Here is a 22158-nt window from a genome sequence, read left to right on the forward strand (position 1 = left end):
TTTAGATTTTTATAAAAATTATCAATCACAGAATTATATTCCCTACCCCCTTAAATCAAATTGTCTGTCATAAAACACTTGTGTGTCCAACGGAGGCTTTATAGCGAGCAAATAAAAATCTATGGTAACAGAATCGGATTGCAGTCGTAAGTTATCCTCATGTTCATAATTAATAATAAGGAGATCCTCATTCTTAGGCTTGGTAACATTAAGATAGAATGCAAACTCTTTTATATTAAATATTTTATTCATCATTACAATGTAGTATTTGTGCTCCTACAAAAATAGCTTCTTTATCAGCTAAAATAATGATACATTTCCAGGTAAAACAGATACATTTTACTGATTCAACTATTATTACAGAATCTACAACTTATTTGACTTTAAATATAGGTCGGTGTAATCTGCATATATAATTAAGCAATCTAAAGGTATCCAACTTAAATAAAACGACATACACATTAAAAATAATCAGCTTTTAATACGTTAATAGCAGGCATCACATTCCAGAGATTTTGTTACAACTTACCTGAATTGGGATATTTAAAGTTAAATCATTCTCCTCTGAACTTTAACCGGTAATTTGTAGGTGATTGCTTATATCTTTCGTGAAAACTTTTGGTAAAATTTGCCAGGTCGTTAAATCCACAATCAAATGCTATGTTCGTAATGCGTGTACTGGAAGCGATGAGGAGTTCTGCCGCTCTCTCGAGCTTCTTAGTTTTAATATAACTGGCTGGTGAATCATTATACAATTTTTTAAATTCCCGTTTAAAAGAAGATATGCTCAGATTTGTTTTCTGCGCAAGCTCTCCAATACCCAATTGTAGAAATAAATTGGCTTCAATAATCTGTTTGAAGGAATAGGCTGTTGAAGAGAAAAGCTGTGAAAGAATAACCTGGATATGTTCTGCATCTTTAGTCTGCGCTAGTAAAAGGATAATTTCCTTCAATTTCAATACCAAAAGTTCATCGTTTACCAAAGACGGGTTTTCAAAGTAAAAAAGTAAGCCCTCAATATATTTTTGAATTAGAAAATCGTTATTGATTAAATGGCTGTTTTTATTAGTTACCTGGCCGTCGGACTTAAAACCCGGAGGAATCTCCCGATCATATACCATTTTCAGGATGTCTGGATGAAAGCTAACGATAATAATCTCACCTTCCCTTTCCATCCCTGATTGTTGTATCTGCTTGCCGGAGGCCAGGCAATTCAACAATAGAGAACGATGTGCCTCTATCTTCTGTTTAGTATCTCCATTTTGAAATCCTAGCTGTCCCTTTAGCATATAAAGAAAACATGCCTGTTCTGCAATAGGAAAAACAAATTTAAAGGGTGAATTAAAATCTACCTTCTGAATAACGGTTTTCCCAAATAGATCAAATTTTTTATAGCTTGTAACCATTCAAAATAACGATTATATTAACCAAAATGTTGCCAACATTATTACCAGCGAAACGAGCTGTATACGAGATAATCCTGATGTATCTTTCTGATCAGTGCTAAAAAAACATCCTCGTCTTTAGATAATACATCCATAAAACAAATTCGCCTGATTTTATGGATGTAAAGTAGTTAAAATTTGCTATCAATCTAAATATTCGTAAATTATTCAAACATTTTTCTTACTATTTACACCCTATTTCTAAGGTGTTATGTCACGACTGTTTACTCTTTTTTGCTTCTTAAACTGTATTATCGAACCAATAATAAACAAAACAAGGATGATAAGGATACTTACACCTATTATAGGATCTTTTGGTCCTGATGCTATTGGATTACCAACTGGCACCCGGCTAAGGGTTTCGTTAACAGTCGGAATTAATGATAGAAAAAAACTGAAGGATAATAAAAAGTTTTCGATGAGGCGATAACCATTTTTACCCTTCTTCCTCACATTAAAAAAATAGGCTGTAGAGACAAAAATTACAATCATTAAGGCCAATACATGCCCTGGATTAATACCTTTGACACTGGATAAGCCTAAAGCGGTCAACGAGGAAATCAATGTGAAGTAAAAATAAACTTTACCTGTGAGCGCATCCAGATTTATTTTACCACTTTTAAAGAGTGAAAGAAATGCTGAAATAATGGCAACTATTCCGATAATGGTATGAAAAATACCCAAATTTGATAAACCCATGATGTTAATTTTAAAATTTAAACGTTCTATTGATCGTTCAAAATTGCATATCAAAAATGTTTACCTTTTTGCATATTGGTTCAATTATTTGGTTATATAGCTCAAAAATATTGAAAATTTCTTATGTTTCTCAGATCCCCTTCATCAAATCAAGACCTAGGAAAGAAATTAAAGTATTTACAGGTTTCTACCCAAAGCTTGCCCCATAATCTACTACTTGCCTTTCACTTCCACAATTTAAATCTATGTATTACTATTCAGTAAGCAACTGTTAAAAGCCATCTGTTTCTCCATTTCATCTGTAATTAAAAGAGCCTCTCCTGACGTTACACTGATCTGCAAGGCATCACATCGATATAGGCTTATTACACATCTAAACGTATATCAGAAATTCGGAATTGATTTCCTAAAATAGAGATAAGGTCTACGCAAATCATTTGGTCTTCGGATTGTTCTTGGTAAAACCTTTTTGTCTAGTAATTCGAGTCCAATATATTTCTTAAGTAATACAGTCAAACGGTCCTTGCTAAATTGTATTTGATGCTCTCTTTCAAAATCGAGAACCATTTGGTTAAGTGTTTTCTCTGTATGAAAGTAATCAGAAGTATAAATCATTCGAGCGACAAATTCCCGTTGCTTCCTAAGTTCATCATTAATTCCCCGAGACGGAGATACCGACATTTCAAATGACTTAAAACTATTAGCTCGGTCTAAAAATGCCTCTTTAAACTTGACTAATTCTGGAAGTCTATTCCCATCTACAGTCAACTTGATCTCGGGATTGAAGAAATCGGAAAGGTGAATTGAAAAAGGAGAACAAAGCCGAGCAAAACTATCGAGCGAAAGTGATAATGATTCATTTTTTGCGCTTCTAAGTGTTGAATAGGAAATTCCAGTAAAACTTGCAAGGCCTTTTAGAGGCAAGCCTGTTACTTCAGTCAATTCTGTAACTCTTTTTGAAATAAATTTTGCCAATTCATGATCAGTTAGTTTTCCCATTCTTTTCGACGCTTTAATTTTGATTTTTTGTCTACAGAAATAAACATTCATAGATTTTTTGTTCCTTGAATCGTATGGCAAGTTCACCATTTATTTTTTGTCACCACTTCTGTCCTGTTGATAACTAAGATCGGAAGTTTATAGGAGTATCGCAAAAATCTAGACTTCACATAGATATCACAAATTAATAATCAGGAAGATCACTTGTTTTTTTGAAATGACATTGTTGGAATAATTATATAATTCTCTTTCCAATGTCTATTCTTTGTAAAAGTTCCATTTGGTAAGTGTTAGTTTTTCCAATCAGTGTTGATGGTCACTTTAAAAGAGATTTACCAAATCCATAGGATTTTTTATATTAATATTTTTTTATAATATATTAATATATGTTTATATTTAAGTGATATTACTAACTAAAATAAATTACGTTTTAAATGAAAAGGATAATAAAGGAGGAACAACTTGTCAAAATTGGAAAAATGAAGAAAGATCCATTTACAATGTCTGCGGATGAAAAGATTCAATGGAGACAAGAATTGCAAAAGAGTATTCGTTCCTATTTGTTTTCTCGCGAACAGCCATTGGTTTACAGTAAGGATGGGCAATTGGTTGAGGAACGTAAAGATGGGACAATTCAAAGTATCTGATCATGGCCAAAATATATGTGATAACTGGCGCCCCCCATATTGGGAAAAGTACTTGTGGACCATATTTCATTCCCGAAGGGATCAAGATACTTGATCCAAAGCTCTTTGTTCAAAGATATACAGACCAAGGAGTAAAAGATGGATATCGGCGATTTGAAGAACAGCTTTTGGCACTACTAAATAATAACGAGGATTTTGCGGTAGAGGTCGATATCGCGAACAAAACACATCTTCAAATGTTACAAGATATCAAAGCGTTGTTTCCTGAAAATAGGATTGAAATGATCTTTTTTTACACCGACAATATCCAATTATGCTACGCAAGGTCCAAAGGGATGCAAAATAGTAAGAGTGTACTTAGTCCTGAAAAAATAGCAAGTTCCTATATTCATATTATTCCAACTGTAAAACGACATCTGAATCTTTTTTCCTCCATTAAGGGGATCGATATAGGTGATAATTATATTGTACCCGAAACCGTGTTTAACTTTCAAGATACCGCTTCAGGAATCGAAGTTTCGGCCTATCTTCCTTTATGGGCACAATGATTTGATGAATCCTTTACGTTTTTATCAATATATTTGATTGTGAATCTAATATCAAACGCATGGATAACGGCAACTTTCAACTTACCCTTAGGCCGACAGTATTCGCTGACTTAGAAACACACTATGAGTTTCAGCTTGATGAACAAGCAAATCATCTCGCCGCTTTTACCTCGACAAGTTCTTCGGATAAGAAAACTTACATTGAGAAATACGGCAAATTTCTTACTGAGCCAAGCATCAATAATCAGACAATTCTGGTTGATGGAACAATCGCAGGAACTATTGCAAAGTTTGTTATTGAAGGTGATGCCGAGATCACTTATTGGATTGATCGAAAATTCTGGGGACAAGGTGTTGCGACAAAAGCTCTGAAAAACTTTCTTACACTCGAAACAAACCGTCCTATCTATGGTCGTGTAGCTTTTGACAACTTCGGATCACAAAAAGTGTTGGAACATTGTGGTTTTGTTAAAGTTGGTACAGATCGCGGTTATGCAAATGCGCGACAAGCTGAAATTGAGGAATTTATTTATAGACTTGACGATTAATAGAGTAGATCCAATTAAATAGACTATTTGGGATCACTCTTTATCTGAAAGATAGTCTGTACTTTTTCCGCTAGATCTTTTCCCCTAAGGTTGCGGTTTACTATTTTTCCTTGGGGATCCAGTAAAAAGCTTGCTGGAATAGAATTGATGCCATAGCGTTTCGCGGCTTGGCTATCCCAGCCTTTTAAATCAGATGCCTGTGGCCAATTGAGCTTATCATCCGCAATTGCTTTGATCCACTGTTCACGCTGGGCTGCCTTGTCCAATGATATCCCCAAGATTTCGAATCCCGAATCTTTGTATTTATTGTAGAGTGCTACAAGATTAGGATTTTCTTCACGACACGGTCCACACCAACTAGCCCAAAAGTCTACTAAAAGATATTTTCCTCGGAAATCAGATAACTTGATGTAATTACCATTTGCTGTTCGCAGTTCAAGATCGGGTGCTATCTCTCCAACTTTGGTCCTTACCGAAGCTTCCAGTTGCATGGGTATTTCTTTGGCTAAAGGAAACTTTTTGAGCTTTTTGGCTAAACCAACATATACGGCAGCAGCTTCTCTCGTAAATTTCTCCTGTCCAGCAACAAATGATAAACTGATTAAACTTAGATAAGATGATGGATGTTGACGAGCAAATGCTAAATGAACACTGTAAAGTTCATCCATAAGACCTTTCTCCCTATCAATAAATGCATCACGTACTTTAGAGTCATTCTGCTGACTGGCAGGAAGTACATAAAATTCTTTATTGAGTGCTGTAAACTTATCATCGACCGAGGTACGCATTTTTTTGAATATCTCTTGGTCGACGTTAACCTGAGATCCGCTGATAGCAATATTTTTCAGTGAATCCTTTGCTCGCATCACTAACTTACCAGGTTCAAGATAAAAACGAAAAAAATCCATCTGTTCATTACGGGCAGGTCTATTTACAAAAGGATTCTTGTTGAGATATAGCGATGAGGAAATGGGATAATCCACCTCTCCTGAAAAAGAAAAATTTCCATTTTGTGAAAAAGCAGAATCAACGACAGAACGGCCTTCTATTTCATAAATCAAGAATATTTTAGCACCGTCTTTCAATTGGGATATCTCCCCATTTATACGATACCCCTTTTGCCCACGAACGAAAAATGGCAGTATAAAAACCAGTAATAAAAGCGATTTCAGGTATCTTTTCATAGTATACGGTTTATTTGCAGCTGTTTACACAGAAATAAATATAAGTAATTTTTCTATTTTACTGCATTGCAACTTTAATGCATTATTAGATAAGTATAACGAAAGATTTAGCAAGTTGCATTTCAGTTTGAAAAAATGTAATTGAGAAGTTATTAATTTGCGTGTTTTCCCAAACTTTTGCATATTTGTACGTCAGCACCAATATGTAAAAAAATCACCTCTATATTAACTTAAGCTGTAAAATGCAAGACGAGATCATTAAGCACACAAAGAAGATTTACAAAACCGCAAAGGAGCCAAAACATAGCCTTACTGAAAAATTGAAAGAAATTTCCATTGAGATTTTTATTATTGTTTTTGCTGTATCACTTTCCATCTGGCTTCACGGTTGGAGTGAACATCGCCATGAACAACAAGAAGTAAGAGAGTTTTTGGAAGACCTAAAAGTTGATCTAGAAAAAGACGTCAAAGACTTAGAACAACAAAATTCTTACCTTGGCAATACATCTAAAGGTTGTAAATTTTATGGGGATCTAAACCAAAAAAAGATTGACAGCTTGGCTAAAGTTGACCCTAATGAACGTATCAAAATGAATCTTAATCCTATTTTCAAGATTAGAAATACAGGAAATTATGAAGGATTTCGTTCTAGCGGTAAAATTGGTTTGATTAAAGACCGAAAATTAAAAACCGGAATTTTGGAATATTATCAAACAACAGTTCCAGCAAAAGACGATTGGCAAGCCTATTACAACTCACTCGTTTTTAAGCTTGCAGATGAATTAGTAGCAATTCCGGATGCAAATACGAATCCCGATATTATTTACAAAGCAATTAATGCTTCCCCGAAAATAAAAGGAATCCTGTCAAATGCTGCATCCCAAGCAGATATGATTATTCAATTAAATAAAAACGTAATCAAATCTGCCAAAGAAATCATTAAAGAGATTGAACATGATAGCTAATAAAGACAACTGTTAACCACAGCTAAATCCTGTTGTTATGAGAAAGACTGTGTTCGAAAAACCTTAAACGCAGTCTTTTTTAATTTTGTCAACAGAATAATCGCCATAGATCTTCGTCTTAATTAACCATCAATTACCATCCGCATTTCCAATAGATTGGGTTTAAATCCGATTTTTTGATAGGCATTCTTTGCGATGGTATTTTCATCATAAACCTGTAACCTAACTTCTGAAATATTTCTATTTTTAGCCCAGTTTATCAACTTCTGCAGAATCAATTTGTTAATGCCTTGACCCCGATAGGCAGGCTTAACATACATAAAACCTAAATAGGCATACTTTTCATACTTCTGATAAGGCTTTGCATCCAGCAACTTGGCATACCCTGATCCGACAAGTTGATCGTCTTTAACTGCAACGAGAACTTCTGCTTCACTCGACTTGATCAGTTCTAAAAGATCATAATAATGAATTGTGCCGTCCTTTAATGTGTTGTCAAAAGATCGTTCAGCTTCAACAATTCCTTGCTCAAATTCTATTAATAGACTGATTTCATCTTCTTGTGCTTGTCTAATGATTGTTTCCATACTTAACTCTCTAAAATAATTGCATTATTGTACTCATATAAATTTATTTTTATGAATTATCCCCATTAAACTCTCGCTTTTCCAATGTTCCATTTTCGTAAGATTCAGTATAAATCAGCGGTCCCTTTTTCCTTGTATCGATTATCGGTTCACCCGTTTCTTCATTATATTCCTGCAATAATTTGTAGTATTTCCATTTGCCAGTAGGAAGTCCCTCTTTATAAGTTGCTTCTAAATAGATATAGCGATCTATAAATTCCGGATATTGTTCCAAATCCACACAGTGATTTACTTTAAGTTCTATCCATTTTCCTTCTTTACTGTGATTCTTGATCAAGCCCTCTTCTTCATCACTTTTATAAAAACCATTATGATAGTAGTAACGGGAGAATTTTCCATTAGCTAAAATCTGATAGTGATGTATTGGTTTTGGTTTAAAAGGATCCTCATTAAATTCATAATCTTGTAACGAGACTCTATACTTTTTGTCGATATAAAACAATGTATAATCTGCAAATCCCATTTCTCTTTCATGGTGCAGGTATATTCTCTTCATAGCGACAGGTTTATTGTCCTTTACCGAAATTAAATACATTTTTTCGATAAAGGGTTCGGCGTAGCTGACGGTATTATAGACTGCCATAAAATGAAGTGAATACGCTCCGCAAATAAAAAAATCAGAGGCTATACTAACTTTGTCTTGATCTACACGGGTATTTTCATTGAACGGAAAGGCTACATCGTATTCTTCGGGAAGTGATATACTTTTTTTTTCGATTAATTGATCAAACTTTAACGCATTAAGATTGCCAGATTGATTTTGAAGTATGGACAACATAGTGTCAATGTTTAGCTGTTTAGAAATATCAGCATACCCTATTGGGAGTCTTATACAATTTTTCTTATCCGTATTAAAAAAGAAAGACCCTTCATTTGATGTAGACACTGATGTATTTAAATCGACACTTTTCGTCTGTGCTTTACTGCTCTTGGATAAAAACAAAAAGAGAAGGAGAAAACACAAGTAGTTGATATGTTGAAATATGACCTTTTTCATTTGTCCTCAGTGACCGTTTGAAAATTAAAATTTGAGCTTTAGAGAAAGATAATTATAGTTAGAATGTACTACATTTGCCTGGCCTTTACGCGAACAAAAGATAAAAATGAATCAGAACACTACATTGAAAACTATTAACTATTCAGGCATCTTCCTCTCTTGTTTTTCCGAATATAGCAAAAAATGTATCCATGCAACGCCAGAGCATGTACTGCTGTATCTATATTCTGGCGAACTTGTAATTGAAGATAGGGATAAAAAGATTACTATACAAGCTGGTGAGTGCGCATTTATTCGTCGCAACCACCGGCTGTTGATGTATAAGAACAGTAAAGGTGAGGATTTATACAATGGCATTTCCCTTACTTTCAATCGAGCATTGCTCCGGGAGTTCTATAGTAAACTGAGCAAAAATAATTTACCAAAAAAGGCATCACTATCCGATAAGAATGTCTATAAAATTGATATCAGAGCCGATGTTACCAGTCTGTTTCAGTCATTAATCCCCTATTTTGATGAAAAATTAAAACCTTCGGACAGCGTTGCCCAACTTAAACTGCAAGAAGGTATCTATGCTTTATTAAACAACTCGGAGATCTTCTTCCCGATTTTATTCGATTTTGCTGAACCTTGGAAAATTGATATCTTGGAGTTTTTGAACGAAAACTATATGGACGAACTGACGATGGAACAGATCGCATTTTATACTGGTCGAAGTTTAGCAACATTCAAAAGAGATTTTAAAAAGATAAGCAACTTAAGTCCGCAGAAATGGCTAATTAAAAGGCGTCTCGAAGCTGCCTACATTAAATTGAAAGAGGAGCGCAAAAAAGTGAATGATACTTATCTCGAAGTTGGATTCAAAAACCCTTCACATTTTTCTACAGCATTTAAAAAACACTATGGATTTGCTCCTTCCGAAATTTAGTATTTTATAGGTCTTTCTTATTTAAGAGCATATAAGCTTCTACGCAATGCATGAGTGCATCGAGACCTGTATTTTAACCCCTTTTTCCCGATCCGTGATGACTGCAAGCCCAGTCGTTTCCGTACCGGTACCACTCGTTGAGGGAAGATTAGTTGAAACAATTTAACATAAAACAATTCGCTACATGTTTTTTAGATTTATAATTTCATTTATAATTCTGATAATGAATTTAGCACTGCATGCACAGGAACAGACCGAGCCCTGTAGCTATGTAGTTACCAGAACAAATGACACCATTTATGGTCATATAAAAACTCATTTTTTTACCGGAAATTTGAAATTGGTGACGCTGGACGCCACCTATAACGTAGACCCCAACTGTTATGCATCGTACTATAATGCAAGACAGAAGGAGTTGTACCGTAGCAAGATGCTATCTGGTCCAATTCCGGCAAAGATGGCAAAGAGGATCGCTATTGCCCCAAAGTCAAGCTGGCTAAGATGAATCGAAGACGGAAAAATAGCATTGTATGAGCATAAATATTATATATATGGTCAAACGCCTGATATATACTCCAATTTCTTAAACTTTTCGCAACATTTCTTCGACGTTTTTAGTTTGGCCCTTCGTTAGATTTGCGTTTAGAAACCGCTCAGATTATTCCCCCGGAACGTCAGATCTTTTAGCAATATCTTATCGCAGAATGGATTGTGAACGAGCCGAAAAGATAATATTCATTTACTCTTCAATTATATTTCTGTGCTCATAAATGAACAGATATCGATCACCCAAATATTACAACGTTCTTATTGATAAGATGTTAGGTTGATCATTCTCTTTTAAAGACTGTCTTTCCTTCTTTGATCGTTTCAACTACTTTGATTTCCCTTAATTTTTTTGGATGGATTGTTAAAGGGTTCTGATCCAAAATAACCAGATCGGCGAGTTTCCCTCTTTTTAAGGATCCTTTATCATTTTCTTCCTGATACTGATAGGCAGCATTGATTGTAATTGCTTTTAATGCATCCCTGACATCAATACGCTCATCTGGCCCCAAGACCATCCCCGTACGTGTGGTTCTATTAACCGCAGCGTATACCCCGGTCATTAGATCAGGAGGCGTCACAGGGCTATCATGATGGATCGTAAATAGTATTCCAGCTTTTTTTGCTGACTGAGCTGGACTAATAAAAGCAGCACGTTTGGGTCCAAAAACACTTTCATAGTGCCAATCTCCCCATAGATACACGTGTGATGAAAAATACGAGGGTATAACACCTATTTCTTTTATCTTGGCGATGTGATCAGGTCTGCTGTTCTGCACATGTATTAACGTTACCCTAAGCTCAGGCTTGTAAATTCCCTCCATTTTCAATTTGCCGATCACACGAATTGCCTGATCAATTGCTGCATCGCCATTAACGTGTAGCTGCGCCGTAATATGATTTGAAAACACAGTTTTCAAATCATTATAAAGGGTTTCGTCTGAAAAAATTGGAAAGCCCTTGTAATCTGCCGACTGGCCTTCTGGAGGAACAAGATATGGCTCTGTCAACCAAGCCGTTTTCCCTTGAGGAGAACCGTCATCTGAAAATTTAAAACCGCCAAATTTCAACCGCTTTTCGTATTTCATGTAATTGGGTTTAAAGGATTCCCAATCTGCTTTATTTGCTTCAAAGTCGGGAAAATAAATTACATCTGCCTTTAAAAGGTTTTTCGAGGCGGCTTCCTTCAACAGCCCAACACTCACCCCCATCGAACGTCCGTCACAGATCGTCGTTTGTCCATAACTAAGCCATTCGTCTTGGGCCTTAACAAAATCTTTAAGGGATTGAGTTAGTTCGCCTCTGGCTTGAATGGGGTTGGGCATCATTTCCGTTAACTTCACCAAAGCCGCAAAAGATGCATTCTCTTCCAATTTACCGTTTAATCGATTATCCTTGGTCCGGCCATAATGACCTCCCTCTGGGTCCTCTATATCTTCGGAAATACCTAAAAAAGTAAGCATAGCACTATTAACAACGCTTGCATGACCAGAAGCATGAATCACAATAATAGGATTTGTCCTGCTGACTGCATCCAATTCTTGACGGGTCGGATGACGATGTTCTTGCATAATGGCATCGTCATAGCCGTTTCCTAATATCGGCACAGTAGGTCCCATTTTTGTCTGCTGAATAACAGTTATTAAAGCCTTTTGAAGGTCTGGAATGGAATTTACAGTTCCATAAGGGCCTGGAGAAAGGTCTATTGCCTCTTCCATCCCGGCTCTTGAAGTGATATGTCCATGTGCATCTATAAATCCCGGAAGTAAGGTTTTTCCCTTTAAATCAATCTGTAATGTATTCTCACCAATATAGGTCTCCGCTTCTTTTCGACCACCAACGAAAATGATCTTACCATCTTTTAATACCAAGGCCTCTACTTCGGGAAACTCTTCTTCCATGGTAATAATATTTCCGCCAAAATAGATAGTATCTCCTATCTGCCGATTGCTCTTACAGCCTAAAATAAAAATGGATAAAAGGAAAAATAGATATTTCGTCATTGTTTTCATGCGAGCCATTAACTGTATTTATGAATAACAAAAAAAATAGTTAATTGTTTTTCGCTTAATTTAACAGCATCCCTAATCACAAAATCGGATAATATAAATGCTGTAATACAAAATCAATGTCTGATACAGCAAGTTCAAACAAGTTCCTTTTGTAAACTTGTTTAAATACAAAGAGTTATCAGGCTATCGAATTGATTTAAGATACTGGATTAAATATGACAGAGAGTGAATATAGATTTGCTATGCCAGGCACATACGGGTATATGCCACTTCATACGTGGAATAATCGCAAAAAATGCGCACCTAGATACGCATTTTTTATTAAAGCAAGATTGGTAGCAATTGATCTAAACTGCCTACCTGCAAAAAATTGCTGGGTTTAATTTCTGCACTAGCTTGCTCATGCGTCCAAGTAACATGATAAGGAACATGTATCGCTTGTGCACCCATCTCTAAAACTGGTAGAATATCGGAATTAATTGAATTTCCAATCATGATGAAATTCTCAGCTCGGCATTCGATCTTACTCAATAATTTTGCATAATCCTCGCTTTTCTTATTACTCATAATCTCTACATGGTGAAAATATTTTTGAAGACCTGAATTTTTCAACTTTCTCTCTTGATCCAATAGATCACCCTTCGTGGCTACAATCAATTTGTAGTGAGCACTGAGCTGGGCCAAGGTATCCTCAACTCCCTCCAGTAATTCAATCGGCATCTTTAGTAGATCCTGTCCAATACCTATAATTTTGTTTACTATATTTAAAGGTAGTTGACCAGCAGAAATACGGCTAGCAGTCTCTATCATACAAAGAATGAAACCTTTCACGCCATATCCATAAAGCGACAAGTTGTTCATCTCTGTCTCAAATAGCTCTTTTGATATTGCATGCTGCGGAAGATAGTTTTCCAACAGTGTACAAAAATCATGTTCTGCTTTCTGAAAATAGGGTTCGTTTACCCATAAAGTATCATCAGCATCAAATGCAATGACTTTAATAGCGTTTTTATTGACAATCATTTTTATTTCTTATTCAATTTACAAGTTCTATATGATCTTAGTATTGCTATATTGTTCCCATAGCTCTGTTAAGATTAAGGCTGAATCATAGATCGCGTTAAATGCAAAAAACTTTTCCTTCGCCACATAGTCATAGATATAAAGATCAGTTAGAGGTGTCGGAATAGAGTCCAAATCTTTTGCTGATACCCATTCCAAATCGCCTTCATTACAATAAGGTGCTTCTACAAATTCGACATCGGATACATATACATAGCTGATCCAATTGTAATTTAACGGAGAGGTTTCGGTTAAAATTCCACAAAACTGTTTTGAAGTGATCCGGATTCCTGTTTCTTCCATAACCTCACGTGTGACAGCAGTATCAGGGTTTTCAAATGGGTCTATTTTCCCACCAACGGGAACATACATATCCTTATTGGGATCCTTTAGGCGTCTTAGCAATAGAAACTTATCTTTATTTCTCAATATACATAATGTCGCTACTCGCTTCAAACCTATTACTTCGTTGCTCATCTTTTCTCTGTTTGTAACAAAAATAGAAAATGCTACGAGAGTCTTCAAGAATATTAATAAATATTAGCACTTGCCCTTCTTTCTCCTCCTCTCTTCGTTGGGCGATAATTACAACACCGATCCATTATATATTCAATTCTATTCTCAAATAACAGCTGTGCTATTATCTTCATGGTCTCAGCCTCGTTAAATCCCAGCCGCTCACCAAGGTCAACTTCATTTTGTTTGCCTTTATCTTCTACAAAGATCTGATAATATTTTGCCTTATTTTCCATATTTGTCTGTTTTTTGAACTGCCACCATCATGTGTGGACTAAATGGTAAAAGAGACTTATCATTTTCGGTAATCTGTATAAGCTCCAGCAATGTTTTTCGTCTTTTGCTATCCAGCATATTAGCAAAAAAATCTTTATCCAACCAGACCATTCCCTCTACTGCATAAGTATCTAAATGGGTCAATCCTTGGTTTACAAACTCTTCTTTCAACTCTTGGGGTCTATGATAAAATGCTTCTGCGAGAAGCCACGGAAAATCACTGGGTGGATTATGCCGACCATTCGTTAGTTCACCTTTACACATTTGAAAAAAAGTGGCTTTATGGATTAAACCACTTAAAAGACCAACTAAGGTAGAAGCGGTATAGTTTATGGCAAATCCCAGAATAATTCCTCCATTTTTCAATACTCTTTTTGCTTCACAAATTGTCAAATTGCGGTCTTCTTGCTCTTGAAGATGATAAAGTGGCCCATGCAGTATTACCAAGTCTGCATAATTATGAGGAAATTCCAATTTTCGGGATTCTCCCATATGAACAGAAAATTTGTTCCTTAGTTTATGCGCTCTATTTTGTGCCAGCTTTATATGTTTCGAAACAGGCTCAACCAAATGAACCCGATGTCCTTTATTTGCCAGCCATTCAGAATATTTGCCCGTGCCACCGCCGACATCAATTATGGTCAAAGGAGAAGACAAAATGAACCTCTCGATAAGTAATTTGATTCTCTCAAATTCAAATACCCCCATTCCTTTGTTAAGCCGGGTTTCTTCGGACGCTTTTGTATAGAATATTTCGATATCTCTACTTATTAACTGTTTACTACTCATGATACACGCGGTATTATCATCAATTTATAATACAGTTCGTATTACAAATTGAGAAAACATTCGATTTTACAACCAACTGTTTATTTAAGATTAAAAAAATAAAAGGGAATAACCATCCTTACGTTAAAAATCACAAGATTTCAACGTATCCTGTACTCTTTTTAGAGCCGGTCTTCTTAGTTAAGACACTGATGATATGTTAGATAAAGATAACAGATTACAAAAATAAAGATTTTTAACAAATCATGTCTGATTAATTTCAATTATTTATACGGTTTTTCAGGCAAGAAAATAACTAGGATAGTAAAGGACTTGGTTACTAACAACCTAATCTGAATGGTGCGGTCCGATAAGTCATTCTCAAGGCATATGGAAAATAAGAAATGAAGCTGCAACAGTCCCGATATCCTAATACGACGAAGAATAATCGTGACTAATTACTGATCTTCCTATAGATATAACATCCAGCCTCTGTAGGATGATCTTCCACGAGGTCATCCCAATTTTCCTTTCTAATCAGATTAATAATTAAAAAATCTCCACATGCGGCCATCGTGAAAAACATACCAAAGATCAACAAACTAATACTTCCATTGAAGATAGCAACAATAGCAGGGAGAATACCAAGTAAAATAGCAGGTGCGATGGCTCCAATAATATACTCTCTCACTTTCAAGGCGTCTTTACAGTGACAGTATGGTGTAAGCAGTTTCCACATTACGCCAAACTTCATAGACTTGAATCCATTCTTTGCAAAAATAGCCCAAGCGATTCCATGGATCAGTTCATGAACAGCAATCCCAAGCAAAATAATACCAAAAACATAGAAACTACCAGAGAGGCCCAGCCCTCCAAGCATACCTTTAAAATCCAGTTCAGATCTCCAGACTAAGTAGTAGGGTAAACCAAATACAACAACTATTGGAAACAGGATGAGTAATCCAAACTTATTAGCCCAAAGGAGATCAATGGTTAGTTTCTCCTTCTCATATTTTTCAGACTCATACATACTGTTTACATTTGATTATTTAGACACTAATTTTCAGGCTTGCCACTAAATTAACTTTTTTCCAGCAAATTTTATGTTTTAGTTTTTGAATTAGGATCAATAATTGTGATAAGCCCGATCCGCTATAATCATTTTAACGTTAAGATCTTTCGATGATGTTATCTAATAGAAAAGGTCGAGCGTTAAAACCCGACCTTTCAATTAAAAACTAATCTTTCCCTCTCCTATCCTTACTTCTATGTATTGGACTATAATTCATACCATTGGTTTAAACTAAGAAAAGAACCAAAGTTTGATATATCCGAGATCACTTTCCTCCTGCTTTTAATTAACAGCTGTGTAATAGACTAAATAAATTGGGTAAATAAAGTTACTAGGGCCGTAAATGGTAGGCTTTGGGCTGAACAAATGCGCGGATACCTTGAATGGATAAAGTCGAACCCAATCCTGAATTTCGACGTCCTGACCAAGGCACATTAGGACTTACCCTATCACAACAATTCCAATATACTGTTCCTGTATCCATTTTTTCGAGTATACGCATAGCTCTATCGCGATCTGAAGAGAATACCGCCGCTGTAAGGCCATATTTCGTATCTTGCATCAAATTAGTTGCTTCATCATCGGAAGATACCTTCTGAATACCAATCAACGGGCCAAAGGTCTCGTCAAGCATGAGCGCCATGCTATGGTTACAATTTTCGAAAACTGTAGGGGCATAATAATATCCATTTCCTTCGAGCGAATGTCCCCCTAAACGAAGTTTTGCTCCCTTTTCCAGCGCATCTATTACTTGGTCTGCAAGGATATTCAACTGTGCAGCACGGGTTAATGGGCCAATAAATGTGTCGGCATCCATGGGGTCACCCACAGTATAGGATGCGACTTCTTCAACAAAGGCCTCAACAAACTGATCGTATATCTTCTCAGAAACGTAGATGCGTTCGACGGCACAACAGCTCTGTCCATTATTGTAGAACGCTCCTTCAGCAGCCGAAATCGCAGCCCGCCTAACATCTGTCACATCCTCTGCAACATATAGCGGGTCCTTTCCACCTAGTTCAAGCTGTACCGGAACCAATTTATGTGCTACTGTTGTTGCTATATGCAATCCAGTTTTATAGGACCCAGTAAAGAAATAACCGTCCAATGACAATGATAGCATATGCTGACCGATCTGCCCACCACCGACAACGCATTGGAATACATTATCAGGAATGCCTGCTTGATAAAGGTATTTTGCAAACTGCTGTCCCGTCAAAGCCGCAAATTCAGATGGTTTATAGAGAACCGCATTACCCGCAACCAACGCATACAGAAAAACATTAAATCCAACATTGTAAGGAAAGTTCCATGCGGAGATATTGGCAATCACGCCAAGAGGTTCATATCGGATGTTTTCCAAAGTAGCTCCTTCACTTATTATAACTTCTTCAGAAAGCCATTTTACCGCATTCTGCTGAAGATGATCAATACGATTTTGTGCTCCGCCAATCTCATTGTACGATTGTATAATTGGTTTACCCGTTTCTTTGGTAAGGATCTCCGCAAGCTCTTGCTTGTTGGCCGATATCAATTGTCCAAATCGCAGGATACAATCCAGACGATCTTGTAAAGGTACTTTAACCCAATCGCGTTGTCCATGTTTTAACAGCCTCATCATTGCGTCCAACTCAATGGTTGTCGTGGAAGGCAACAGCGCCTCTACAACGCCAGTTGCGGGATTTCTAATTTCTATGTTGTCTTGCATGTTCAATAAAAACATTAAAAATCAAATCTTCATCTAAAAGTATTCCTCCTTGTGTTGGAGAGAACTCGGGATGCCATTGCACCCCCATAACCTTACCGGGCGCTTCTTTAATATATCCAAATGCCTCAATAAATCCATCATCTGAACGCGCATATACCTCAAGGTCGCGCCCGAGATCCTTAATCGCCTGATGATGGACGGTATTTACTAATGGGTTGAGGACATGACCATATAACCTGTCGAAAAGTGTTCCCGATTCAATATGTATCGGATGATTGATCGTATCATATAAAATTGCTGATCGATGAATCCCTGCTTCTGGCAACTGACTGGCAATATCCTGATACATTGTACCTCCAAAATAAACGTTCATCAATTGAAAACCTCTGCAGATACCCAAAACAGGTTTATGATGCTTAATGGCGTAATCCAATATTTTTAACTCATATTGATCCCGATATGGATCCCCTCTCCAGTGGCCTATCGGTTCCTCCCCATAATGCTGTGGCGCTATATCACTCCCGCCCTGAAGAATTATACCGTCCATATCCGCTAAGATATCATCTAATAATGTATTATCAAGATCAGGCAATAGTACCGGAAGAACACCTTTTTTACATATCCATCTGGCCATATCATTTTCCATATAACTCAATGACTTATGACCAAAGACCGCCCTTCCGGTGTCTGGATAAAAAAAACAGGCACTGATACCAATTTTTATCATATTATTTTCCTCCGTATGCGGTCTCATAAATAGCTCGAAAATCTTCTGTGCTAACAGGTTTAGGGTTTGATGGATGGCAAAAATCAACAGATGCCAATTGTGATAGCGGTTCTAAATGCTCCCTTTTTACACCAATGGCTGATAGCTGTGTAGGCAGCCCCAAGCGTAAATTGAGGTTAAATAGATAGTCCACTACGCGATCTCCAGCGTCGTTACCAAGGCCAAGAGCCATGGCCATGCGCTCGAAACGATCTTCGAAACCGGGATAGTTAAACTGCATTCCGTAGGGTAAATTCACAGCGTTGGCTAGTCCATGATGGGTATCAAGGAGCGACGATAGCGGATGTGCCAAGCTATGAACGACTCCCAATCCTTTCTGAAAGGCAACAGCACCCATCAAAGATGCCAAAAGCATTTTTGAGCGCGACGCTAAATCGGATTCCTTGGTTGCCTTTTCAATTGAACCAGCCACCATCGCCATTCCTTCAAGCGCTATCCCATCACACATCGGATGATATCCCTTGGCTAAATAAGCTTCCATATTATGCGTAAGTGCATCCATTCCTGTCGCCGCAGTAATGAACGGCGGAAGATCCATCGTAAGTAAGGGATCAGCAAATACTATCCTTGCCATCAACTTGGGGCTAAACAGAATCCTTTTCTTCTTGGTTTCATCTTCGGAGATAATAGCGCTCCGTCCTACCTCACTTCCAGTTCCCGCCGTTGTAGGTACCGCAATCAAAGGTGGTATTTCATTGGTCACATAAATATCTCCACCAATCAAATCATCATAGTCGAACAGGTCAAGGTGATGATATGCACGCAATGCAATTGCTCGAGCTACGTCCAGTGCAGCCCCGCCACCGACGCCAATTATGGAATCTCTATTTTGTCCCCTAAAGACATCCCCACCCAGGAGTACGTCTGATTTTACAGGATTTTTGTGCAGCTCATGGAAGACGATAACATCAATCCCTTTAATTGTCAGCTTCTGCTGAATTTCTTTAAAAAATGGCAATTGAGCAATAGTGGGATCGGTTACCAACAAAGGGCGACTCAGACCATTTGCCAATAAGTAGTCAGGTAGTTCATTGATAGCCCCTGCACCAAAACGAATCGGTGTCGGAAAATTAAAACCATAAATTCTTTCTGTATCCATCTTTCAGTTAAATAATTTCAAAATATCTTTTTGTTTCCCAATCGGTTACTTGTTCAGAAAACTGCCGCCATTCCCACATTCTGGATTTGCAGAAATGGTCAACAAACTTTTCTCCAAATAATTGAGCTGCTACTTCTGATTGAGCCATTCGGCTGGTAGCCTCATAAAGATTTCTAGGCAAGACCCCATGCTCGAGATCCTTATAACCATTACCAACGGTATGAGTATTGTCCAGTGACAATTCATGTTTGATACCATACAGTCCACTTGCTAAACATGCCGCAATAGCCAGATAGGGATTCACATCCGAGCCGACAACACGATGCTCAATACGTGTAGCTTTAGGTCCTCCTTCGATGACACGGAGTGCTGTGGTGCGATTGTCTACCCCCCAAGTCAACGTTGTGGGCGCCCACGCTCCTTCAGTTAACCGCTTATAGCTGTTAACAGTTGGTGCAAGCAGTGGAAGTATGTCAGGTAAACAATACAGTTGACCGGCAAGAAAATGTTTCATCAGCTTGCTCATTCCAAGCTGATCTTCTTTATCATAGAAGAGGTTTTTCTCTTTGTTAAGATCCCAAAGACTCTGATGCAAGTGTCCGCTACAGCCTGGCAACTCCTTTGTCTGCTTGGCCATGAAACTCGCAGTGATCCCATGTTTCTTTCCAATTTCTTTTACGGCAGATTTAAAAAGTGTCGCTCTGTCTGCAGCTTCAAGAGTTTCACTGCATTGGATAGCTGCTTCCAGTACACCTGGTCCCGTCTCTGTATGTAGACCTTCAAGTGGTACACCAAACTTTTCGAGCATGGCTAGCAAGTCCTGAAAAAAGCCGTAATTATCCGACATCCGCAAGACGGAATAACCAAACATACCCGAAGTAATTGGCATCATGTCTTTAAAGACATTTGGTGAAGATCCGTTATTAGCTTTCACAAAATTAAACCATTCGAATTCCTGTGAAAAAATTGGTTTATATCCTGCGGTCTCTGACTGTGAAAGGATGTTTTTTAGTAGTGCTCTCGGGCATACATTCTGATCTCTAGTATTTGGAGAGTCGAAATCAGCTAAAAAAAAAGGAATATCTTCTTGCCAAGGAATCAGCCGAAATGTGTTTTTATCTATACGTGCAGGAAAATCCCCATATCCAGTATGCCAGCCTGTAACTTCTACATTATCATAAACTTGATCATTAACATCCCATCCGAACACTACCGAACAGAATCCAAATTCATTATCTAGCGCAGAGAGAAACTTATCACGGTGCATAAATTTTCCCCTTAAGACACCGTCTATGTCGGCTACTGCGACTTTGACATGCGTGCTCGCACATTCTTTTAATCTAGAAATAATTTCATTTTTATCGATCATAATTTGGTGGTTTTGTCCCTGTCAAGGAAGATTAGGAAATAGATATAGGATAAAATGACAAGCCCGAAGAATAGTAAAGCCGTCAATGGGTTATAATAGATCATTGCTATCAAACACACGACAGCGATAACTAAAGCCAGCATTGGAAACATTGGATACAGAGGAACTTTAAATGGTCGTTCCAGCATTGGTTCATTCTTTCGCAATGCAAAAAATGACCACATGGAAATAATATAGAGACAGATTGCGCCGAAACAAGCAATAGTAATAATACCCGCAGTCTTACCCGTAAGCAACGCGATTACACCAATTGCCATATTGACAAGCAGTGCATTAGCCGGAGTTTTAAACCGCCTATGTACTTTTCCGAGTATTGATGGTGCATATCCCACCCTTCCAAATTCAAAGGTCGCCCTACCACCAGCGAGTATAATACCATGAAAAGAAGCTATGAGTCCCAGTAGACCAACACCAATTAGTAATTTATAAAGGATATGGTGATTATCGATCACATTTGCAATAGCAAGTGGCAATGGTGAATCTGATGGCTCGGAACTACCCACAGGATACACAACGGCTTCCCAGCCTGCAACACCAACCGCAGACAAAAATGTAACGATACAAAGTACAACTAAAGTTACAATCGCAGATCCGAATCCAATTAACACGTTTTTCTGCGGATTGATAGTTTCTTCGGCAACATTGGCGATGCCTTCAATAGCCAGAAAAAACCAAATTGCAAATGGAATCGCTGCAAAAATACCAGAAAAACCGTTCGGTAAAGCATTGCGCTCAAGGTTGGAATATTCGAATGCTGGTAGCGTTACTCCTGCAAATATCACTAATTCGACTACAGCTAGGACTGTCACAATCAATTCAAATGATGCCGCAAGCTTAACCCCCAATATATTCATTGAAGTGAAAATGGCATAAGCGCCAATAGCGAAAGTAAGATAGCCAACCGTAGGATGTAATAAATGCAAATAAGCACCTATTGCTGCTGCTATTGCAGGAGGAGCGAAAACAAACTCAATGTTTTGTGCAATTCCAGCAACAAACCCCAATTGCTTACCCAATCCCCTATTGGCATATTCAAAGGCACCCCCGGCTTTTGGTATCGCACAGGCCATCTCCGTATAGCTAAAGGTAAATGTTAGATACATGACAATAACAAATATTGTCGCAATGGCCAACCCCAATGTGCCCCCTTCGGCCAAACCGAGATTCCATCCAAAATACATTCCTGAGATCACATAGCCTACACCTAACCCCCACAACATAACAGGACCCAGAACTTTCTTTAATTGAGGCTCACTCATAATTTTATTTAGGTCGG

24 protein-coding genes are annotated in these 22158 nt (G+C 37.5%); 6 read left to right on the forward strand and 18 right to left on the reverse strand.

What is annotated here, in order from left to right; all coding sequences use genetic code 11:
* Window positions 1–554 precede the first annotated feature (554 nt).
* The 3 genes from ACLCDV_RS13770 to ACLCDV_RS13780 all read right to left on the reverse strand — a co-directional run bounded on the left by ACLCDV_RS13770 (window position 555) and on the right by ACLCDV_RS13780 (window position 3143).
* Window positions 555–1406, reverse strand: a complete 852-nt coding sequence (locus tag ACLCDV_RS13770; protein WP_317666520.1) for an AraC family transcriptional regulator — start codon at window positions 1404–1406, stop codon at window positions 555–557.
* 240 nt (window positions 1407–1646) lie between these two features.
* Entirely contained in the window at window positions 1647–2144 is a 498-nt protein-coding gene (locus ACLCDV_RS13775) for a hypothetical protein (protein WP_317666518.1), read from the reverse strand.
* Window positions 2145–2528: 384 nt separating this feature from the next.
* Window positions 2529–3143 carry a hypothetical protein gene (locus ACLCDV_RS13780; RefSeq protein WP_317666516.1) on the reverse strand — a complete coding sequence of 205 codons (615 nt, stop codon included), beginning with the start codon at window positions 3141–3143 and terminating at the stop codon, window positions 2529–2531.
* Window positions 3144–3577: 434 nt separating this feature from the next.
* Here ACLCDV_RS13780 and ACLCDV_RS13785 point away from each other — a divergent pair, with 434 nt between their 5' ends.
* The 3 genes from ACLCDV_RS13785 to ACLCDV_RS13795 are packed head-to-tail and all read left to right on the forward strand — an operon-like array spanning window position 3578 to window position 4886.
* Window positions 3578–3790, forward strand: coding sequence for a hypothetical protein (locus tag ACLCDV_RS13785; RefSeq protein ID WP_317666514.1), 213 nt, complete (start codon window positions 3578–3580; stop codon window positions 3788–3790).
* 2 nt (window positions 3791–3792) lie between these two features.
* Window positions 3793–4338: a hypothetical protein gene (locus ACLCDV_RS13790; RefSeq protein ID WP_411971425.1), complete on the forward strand. Its 546-nt coding sequence runs from the start codon at window positions 3793–3795 to the stop codon at window positions 4336–4338.
* A 59-nt stretch (window positions 4339–4397) separates the two neighbouring features.
* Window positions 4398–4886 carry a GNAT family N-acetyltransferase gene (locus tag ACLCDV_RS13795; RefSeq protein ID WP_317666510.1) on the forward strand — a complete coding sequence of 163 codons (489 nt, stop codon included), beginning with the start codon at window positions 4398–4400 and terminating at the stop codon, window positions 4884–4886.
* Between the two features lie 23 nt (window positions 4887–4909).
* Here the strand turns inward: ACLCDV_RS13795 and ACLCDV_RS13800 are convergent, their stop codons facing one another.
* On the reverse strand, window positions 4910–6070 hold the full coding sequence (locus ACLCDV_RS13800) for a redoxin domain-containing protein (RefSeq protein ID WP_411971426.1): 1161 nt from the start codon (window positions 6068–6070) through the stop codon (window positions 4910–4912).
* Between the two features lie 242 nt (window positions 6071–6312).
* On the opposite strand from ACLCDV_RS13800, the gene ACLCDV_RS13805 reads away from it, so the two are divergent.
* Window positions 6313–7035, forward strand: a complete 723-nt coding sequence (locus ACLCDV_RS13805; RefSeq protein ID WP_317666506.1) for a DUF6090 family protein — start codon at window positions 6313–6315, stop codon at window positions 7033–7035.
* Between the two features lie 122 nt (window positions 7036–7157).
* Here the strand turns inward: ACLCDV_RS13805 and ACLCDV_RS13810 are convergent, their stop codons facing one another.
* Together ACLCDV_RS13810 and ACLCDV_RS13815 are read right to left on the reverse strand one after the other, a co-directional pair.
* On the reverse strand, window positions 7158–7622 hold the full coding sequence (locus ACLCDV_RS13810; protein WP_317666504.1) for a GNAT family N-acetyltransferase: 465 nt from the start codon (window positions 7620–7622) through the stop codon (window positions 7158–7160).
* A 49-nt stretch (window positions 7623–7671) separates the two neighbouring features.
* Entirely contained in the window at window positions 7672–8460 is a 789-nt protein-coding gene (locus ACLCDV_RS13815; protein ID WP_333575328.1) for a hypothetical protein, read from the reverse strand.
* Window positions 8461–8785: 325 nt separating this feature from the next.
* Between ACLCDV_RS13815 and ACLCDV_RS13820 the strand changes: the two genes are divergently transcribed.
* On the forward strand, window positions 8786–9607 hold the full coding sequence (locus ACLCDV_RS13820) for an AraC family transcriptional regulator (protein WP_317666500.1): 822 nt from the start codon (window positions 8786–8788) through the stop codon (window positions 9605–9607).
* A 39-nt stretch (window positions 9608–9646) separates the two neighbouring features.
* Here the strand turns inward: ACLCDV_RS13820 and ACLCDV_RS13825 are convergent, their stop codons facing one another.
* Window positions 9647–9769, reverse strand: coding sequence for an iron-containing alcohol dehydrogenase (locus ACLCDV_RS13825; protein ID WP_411567707.1), 123 nt, complete (start codon window positions 9767–9769; stop codon window positions 9647–9649).
* A 61-nt stretch (window positions 9770–9830) separates the two neighbouring features.
* On the opposite strand from ACLCDV_RS13825, the gene ACLCDV_RS13830 reads away from it, so the two are divergent.
* Entirely contained in the window at window positions 9831–10112 is a 282-nt protein-coding gene (locus tag ACLCDV_RS13830; RefSeq protein ID WP_411971427.1) for a hypothetical protein, read from the forward strand.
* A gap of 325 nt (window positions 10113–10437) precedes the next feature.
* On the opposite strand, the gene ACLCDV_RS13835 is transcribed toward ACLCDV_RS13830, so the two are convergent.
* The 11 genes from ACLCDV_RS13835 to eat form a co-directional block, all read right to left on the reverse strand.
* Window positions 10438–12165: an amidohydrolase gene (locus ACLCDV_RS13835; RefSeq protein WP_411971428.1), complete on the reverse strand. Its 1728-nt coding sequence runs from the start codon at window positions 12163–12165 to the stop codon at window positions 10438–10440.
* A 321-nt stretch (window positions 12166–12486) separates the two neighbouring features.
* Window positions 12487–13188: an HAD family hydrolase gene (locus tag ACLCDV_RS13840; protein WP_317666494.1), complete on the reverse strand. Its 702-nt coding sequence runs from the start codon at window positions 13186–13188 to the stop codon at window positions 12487–12489.
* 27 nt (window positions 13189–13215) lie between these two features.
* A complete protein-coding gene (locus tag ACLCDV_RS13845) occupies window positions 13216–13704 on the reverse strand; it encodes an NUDIX hydrolase (protein WP_317666492.1) in 489 nt (162 codons plus the stop codon).
* Window positions 13705–13757: 53 nt separating this feature from the next.
* Complete coding sequence (locus ACLCDV_RS13850) at window positions 13758–13979, reverse strand: hypothetical protein (RefSeq protein ID WP_317666490.1); 222 nt, start codon at window positions 13977–13979, stop codon at window positions 13758–13760.
* Entirely contained in the window at window positions 13969–14808 is an 840-nt protein-coding gene (locus tag ACLCDV_RS13855) for a class I SAM-dependent methyltransferase (protein ID WP_411971429.1), read from the reverse strand. The genes ACLCDV_RS13850 and ACLCDV_RS13855 overlap by 11 nt, the downstream gene beginning before the upstream one ends.
* Window positions 14809–15241: 433 nt before the next feature.
* Window positions 15242–15817 (reverse strand): DUF3267 domain-containing protein, encoded by a 576-nt coding sequence (locus ACLCDV_RS13860; RefSeq protein ID WP_411971430.1) that lies wholly within the window; start codon window positions 15815–15817, stop codon window positions 15242–15244.
* Between the two features lie 373 nt (window positions 15818–16190).
* Window positions 16191–17567 (reverse strand): aldehyde dehydrogenase family protein, encoded by a 1377-nt coding sequence (locus tag ACLCDV_RS13865; RefSeq protein WP_411971431.1) that lies wholly within the window; start codon window positions 17565–17567, stop codon window positions 16191–16193.
* Window positions 17545–18294, reverse strand: a complete 750-nt coding sequence (locus ACLCDV_RS13870) for a gamma-glutamyl-gamma-aminobutyrate hydrolase family protein (RefSeq protein WP_411971432.1) — start codon at window positions 18292–18294, stop codon at window positions 17545–17547. The genes ACLCDV_RS13865 and ACLCDV_RS13870 overlap by 23 nt, the downstream gene beginning before the upstream one ends.
* Window position 18295: 1 nt before the next feature.
* A complete protein-coding gene (locus ACLCDV_RS13875) occupies window positions 18296–19453 on the reverse strand; it encodes an iron-containing alcohol dehydrogenase (protein WP_411971433.1) in 1158 nt (385 codons plus the stop codon).
* A gap of 7 nt (window positions 19454–19460) precedes the next feature.
* A complete protein-coding gene (locus ACLCDV_RS13880; protein ID WP_411971434.1) occupies window positions 19461–20822 on the reverse strand; it encodes a glutamine synthetase family protein in 1362 nt (453 codons plus the stop codon).
* Complete coding sequence (gene eat, locus ACLCDV_RS13885; RefSeq protein ID WP_411971435.1) at window positions 20819–22141, reverse strand: ethanolamine permease; 1323 nt, start codon at window positions 22139–22141, stop codon at window positions 20819–20821. Before eat ends, ACLCDV_RS13880 begins: the two co-directional genes overlap by 4 nt.
* Window positions 22142–22158 lie beyond the last annotated feature (17 nt).

The sequence above is a fragment of the Sphingobacterium sp. Lzh-3 genome (assembly GCF_046764375.1).
In the GTDB taxonomy this organism is placed as follows: Bacteria; Bacteroidota; Bacteroidia; order Sphingobacteriales; family Sphingobacteriaceae; genus Sphingobacterium.